This window comes from Maribellus sp. CM-23, from assembly GCF_021354595.1.
GTDB lineage: Bacteria > Bacteroidota > Bacteroidia > Bacteroidales > Prolixibacteraceae > Draconibacterium.
Window position 1 is genome coordinate 1 of sequence record NZ_JADWYJ010000011.1, and the last position, 4,716, is coordinate 4,716.

Sequence of the window (4,716 nt, forward strand, 5' to 3'; positions counted from 1 at the left end):
AGCCTCCGTCCTATCCTACACATCACTTACCCAGAGTCAATGCGAAGTTGCAGTAAAGGTTCACGGGGTCTTTCCGTCCCGTTGCGGGTAAACGGCATCTTCACCGTTACTACAATTTCACCGAGCTCACGGCCGAGACAGTATCCAGATCGTTACACCATTCGTGCAGGTCGGAACTTACCCGACAAGGAATTTCGCTACCTTAGGACCGTTATAGTTACGGCCGCCGTTTACCGGGGCTTCATTTCAATGCTTCTCTTGCGATAACATCCCCACTTAACCTTCCGGCACCGGGCAGGTGTCAGGCCCTATACGTCATCTTTCGATTTAGCAGAGCCCTGTGTTTTTGATAAACAGTCGCCTGGATCATTTCTCTGCGGCCTGCATTGCTGCAGGCTCCCCTTCTCCCTAAGTTACGGGGTCATTTTGCCTAGTTCCTTAGCCGTGAATCACTCGAGCGCCTCAGGATTCTCTCCTTGACTACCTGTGTCGGTTTGCGGTACGGGCCGCTATACTCGCTTTTCTTGGAAGATAACTCACTGCTTCGCTTCGCCCGAAGGCTAGGCTCAACGTACTATTCCGTCAGTACCTAGCAGCTACATATCTCCGTCACTTTTATTGTATAGCGGGCGCAGGAATATTAACCTGCTTGCCATCGGCTTCCCCCTTCGGGTACACCTTAGGTCCCGGCTTACCCTGATCCGATTAACGTTGATCAGGAAACCTAAGTCTATCGGCGAGGAGGTTTCTCACCTCCTTTATCGTTACTTATGCCTACATTTGCTTTTCCAAACGCTCCAGCAAAGCTCACGCTTCACCTTCAACGCAGTTTGGAATGCTCCCCTACCACTTGTACATAGTACAAATCCATAGCTTCGGTGGTATACTTATGCCCGATTATCATCCATGCCCGATCGCTCGACTAGTGAGCTGTTACGCACTCTTTAAATGAATGGCTGCTTCCAAGCCAACATCCTAGCTGTCTAAGCAATCAGACCTCGTTTGTTCAACTTAGTATACACTTGGGGACCTTAGCTGATGGTCCGGGTTCTTTCCCTTTCGGACATGGACCTTAGCACCCATGCCCTCACTCCTGTGAAACATTTTACAGCATTCGGAGTTTGTCTGGATTTGATAGGCGGCGAAGCCCTCGCATCCAATCAGTAGCTCTACCTCTGTAAAACTATCACAAGGCTGCACCTAAATGCATTTCGGGGAGTACGAGCTATTTCCCAGTTTGATTGGCCTTTCACCCCTACCCACAGCTCATCCAAAGACTTTTCAACGTCTCCTGGTTCGGTCCTCCATGTTGTGTTACCAACACTTCAACCTGGCCATGGGTAGATCACAAGGTTTCGCGTCTAGCGCTACTGACTTTACGCCCTATTCAGACTCGCTTTCGCTTCGGGTACGTCTCTTAAAGACTTAGCCTCGCCAGTAACGACTAACTCGTAGGCTCATTATGCAAAAGGCACGCAGTCACTCCAATAAATTGAAGCTCCTACCGCTTGTAAGCGCACGGTTTCAGGTACTATTTCACTCCCCTGTTCGGGGTGCTTTTCACCTTTCCCTCACGGTACTTGTTCACTATCGGTCTCTCAGTAGTATTTAGCCTTACCAGATGGTCCTGGCAGATTCAGACAGGATTTCACGTGTCCCGCCCTACTCAGGGTACTGCTAGAATAGTATTGCTTACCTGTACGGGGCTGTCACCCTTTATAGCCGGCTGTTCCAAAACCGTTCCAGTTCAAAATATGTCTTCATGTCGCAGCCCTACAACCCCAACCTTGCCGAAACAAGATTGGTTTAGGCTCTTCCCTTTTCGCTCGCCACTACTAGGGGAATCACTATTGTTTTCTCTTCCTCCGCCTACTTAGATGTTTCAGTTCAGCGGGTTTGCCTCCCGGTTACCCGGGATATCCTAAAAGGATGGGTTGCCCCATTCGGAAATCTGCGGATCGATTCATATTTGCTAATCCCCGCAGCTTATCGCAGCTTGTCACGTCCTTCTTCGCCTCTGAGAGCCAAGGCATCCTCCGTACGCCCTTAGTAACTTTCTTTGGATATAAATCCTCGTATTGATTCAAAATTGTATCTCTTGTTTAAAAATAGTTGTCTCTATCTTGTGATTTGACTCTCGATAATTATTCGAAAATAATCATCAATTATTTTTCCCAACATGCCAAAGAACTTTAAAGCACATGAACAGACTAAACTGTTCTACTTACGTAGATAAATAAGGAATCGAACCTTAACCAATGCACCAGCATTATCTCTTGTTCATCATTTCTTTTTGAACGTTTACGACTTTTTCTAGTCTCTTGTGGAGAATAAGGGAGTCGAACCCTTGACCTCTAGAATGCAAATCTAGCGCTCTAGCCAACTGAGCTAATCCCCCAAATCTTAAGGTTAGAAGATTAGAGTTTGAGAATATTTGAATGGTTTTCATTCTAAAATTCCTCTATTCCAATATTCCGCCCTTCGCGGTAGTCCCGCCCAGACTTGAACTGGGGACCCCTACATTATCAGTGTAGTACTCTAACCAGCTGAGCTACGGGACTATTTAACAAAGCGCCAAGCTTTGAGCTGTTAGCTGTTAGCTGGCAAGCCCCGCTTGTAACTCTAGTATATTTTATAAAAAAGCAAGGTCCAAAATTGTCAATCTCGTCACAGAGTAAGTATGTAAACCTGTGCTCCAGAAAGGAGGTGTTCCAGCCACACCTTCCGGTACGGCTACCTTGTTACGACTTAACCCCAGTTACCGGTTTTACCCTAGGCCGCTCCTTTCGGTCACAGACTTCAGGCACCCCCAGCTTCCATGGTTTGACGGGCGGTGTGTACAAGGCCCGGGAACGTATTCACCGCGCCATGGCTGATGCGCGATTACTAGCGAATCCAACTTCATGGAGTCGGGTTGCAGACTCCAATCCGAACTGGGATCGGCTTTTGAGATTAGCATCACTTCGCAGTGTAGCTGCCCTTTGTACCGACCATTGTAACACGTGTGTAGCCCTGGACATAAGGGCCGTGCTGATTTGACGTCATCCCCACCTTCCTCTCACCTTACGGTGGCAGTCCCGCTAGAGTCCCCAGCATGACCTGATGGCAACTAACGGTAGGGGTTGCGCTCGTTATGGGACTTAACCCGACACCTCACGGCACGAGCTGACGACAACCATGCAGCACCTTGTAAATAGCCCCGAAGGGAAAGACTGTTTCCAATCTATGCAATCTACATTTAAGCCCAGGTAAGGTTCCTCGCGTATCATCGAATTAAACCACATGTTCCTCCGCTTGTGCGGGCCCCCGTCAATTCCTTTGAGTTTCAACCTTGCGATCGTACTCCCCAGGTGGATCACTTAATGCTTTCGCTCAGCCGCTTACTGTGTATCGCAAACAGCGAGTGATCATCGTTTACGGCGTGGACTACCAGGGTATCTAATCCTGTTCGCTCCCCACGCTTTCGTGCCTCAGCGTCAATTATGGCTTAGTAAGCTGCCTTCGCAATCGGCGTTCTGTGTCATATCTATGCATTTCACCGCTACACAACACATTCCGCCTACCTCAACCATATTCAAGACTTGCAGTATCAATGGCAGTTCTACCGTTAAGCGGCAGCATTTCACCACTGACTTACAAGCCCACCTGCGCACCCTTTAAACCCAATGAATCCGGATAACGCTTGCATCCTCCGTATTACCGCGGCTGCTGGCACGGAGTTAGCCGATGCTTATTCCTACTCTACCGGCAACACCTTACACGTAAGGTGGTTTCTTGGAGTAGAAAAGCAGTTTACAACCCATAGGGCCGTCATCCTGCACGCGGGATGGCTGGTTCAGACTCTCGTCCATTGACCAATATTCCTCACTGCTGCCTCCCGTAGGAGTCTGGTCCGTGTCTCAGTACCAGTGTGGGGGATAATCCTCTCAGAACCCCTAAGGATCGTTGCCTTGGTGAGCCGTTACCTCACCAACTAGCTAATCCTACGCATGCCCATCTTGTACCGTCGGAACTTTAATTGTTAAACCATGCGATTCAACAATGCTATGGGATATTAATCCACGTTTCCATGGGCTATCTCCCTGTACAAGGCAGGTTGCATACGCGTTACGCACCCGTGCGCCGCTCTCATCTCCCGAAGGAGAATCCCGCTCGACTTGCATGTGTTAAGCCTCCCGCTAGCGTTCATCCTGAGCCAGGATCAAACTCTCCGTTGTAAATATAAAAGTTTAAATATCCTTCGCTCCAGGTTTACTTGTCTCTCAGAAATCAACAAAGTTGGTTAAACCTTGCTTTTTTTATTTTTTGTGCTTCAAAATGTTAATGAACTTTGCGTAAAAAAACCAGCATCTTCATCTTCGATCCTAATGCCGGTCATCTACTTCCTACTATCTACTGACCTCCACTCCTTCTTCTTTCAAATCGCTCGTTTCAGTCAGAACTCGTTTCCCTCTTTTCGGGGCGACAAAGGTAATCAGTTTTTTGTATTCCCAAAAACTTTTTGAAGTTTTTTTCGCTTTTTTATTTTCCTGCTTCCCTTGTTCTGTAAAGGGTTCAAATACTGTTGCCAGCACCTTTCTCCTCTTTCAAAACTTCTCTCAGTCGCGTTAAGAACTTTGCTTTCTGTGAAAGCGGCGGCAAAGGTAGACATCTTTTCTTTTACTCCAAATTTTTGAAGCTTTTTTTTCAAAGTTTTTTATTCCCCGGGTCAACCTA

The 4,716-nt window shown here is 47.7% G+C and carries 2 tRNA genes and 2 rRNA genes; all 4 read right to left on the reverse strand.

Going from position 1 to position 4,716, the window contains the following annotated elements:
- Positions 1–2,060, reverse strand: a 23S ribosomal RNA gene (locus tag INQ51_RS22415); the annotation flags it as partial.
- Positions 2,061–2,324: 264 nt separating this feature from the next.
- Positions 2,325–2,398: transfer RNA gene (locus INQ51_RS22420), tRNA-Ala, on the reverse strand.
- An 89-nt stretch (positions 2,399–2,487) separates the two neighbouring features.
- A tRNA-Ile gene (locus INQ51_RS22425) sits at positions 2,488–2,561 on the reverse strand.
- Positions 2,562–2,699: 138 nt separating this feature from the next.
- Positions 2,700–4,217, reverse strand: a 16S ribosomal RNA gene (locus INQ51_RS22430).
- Positions 4,218–4,716: the final 499 nt, after the last annotated feature.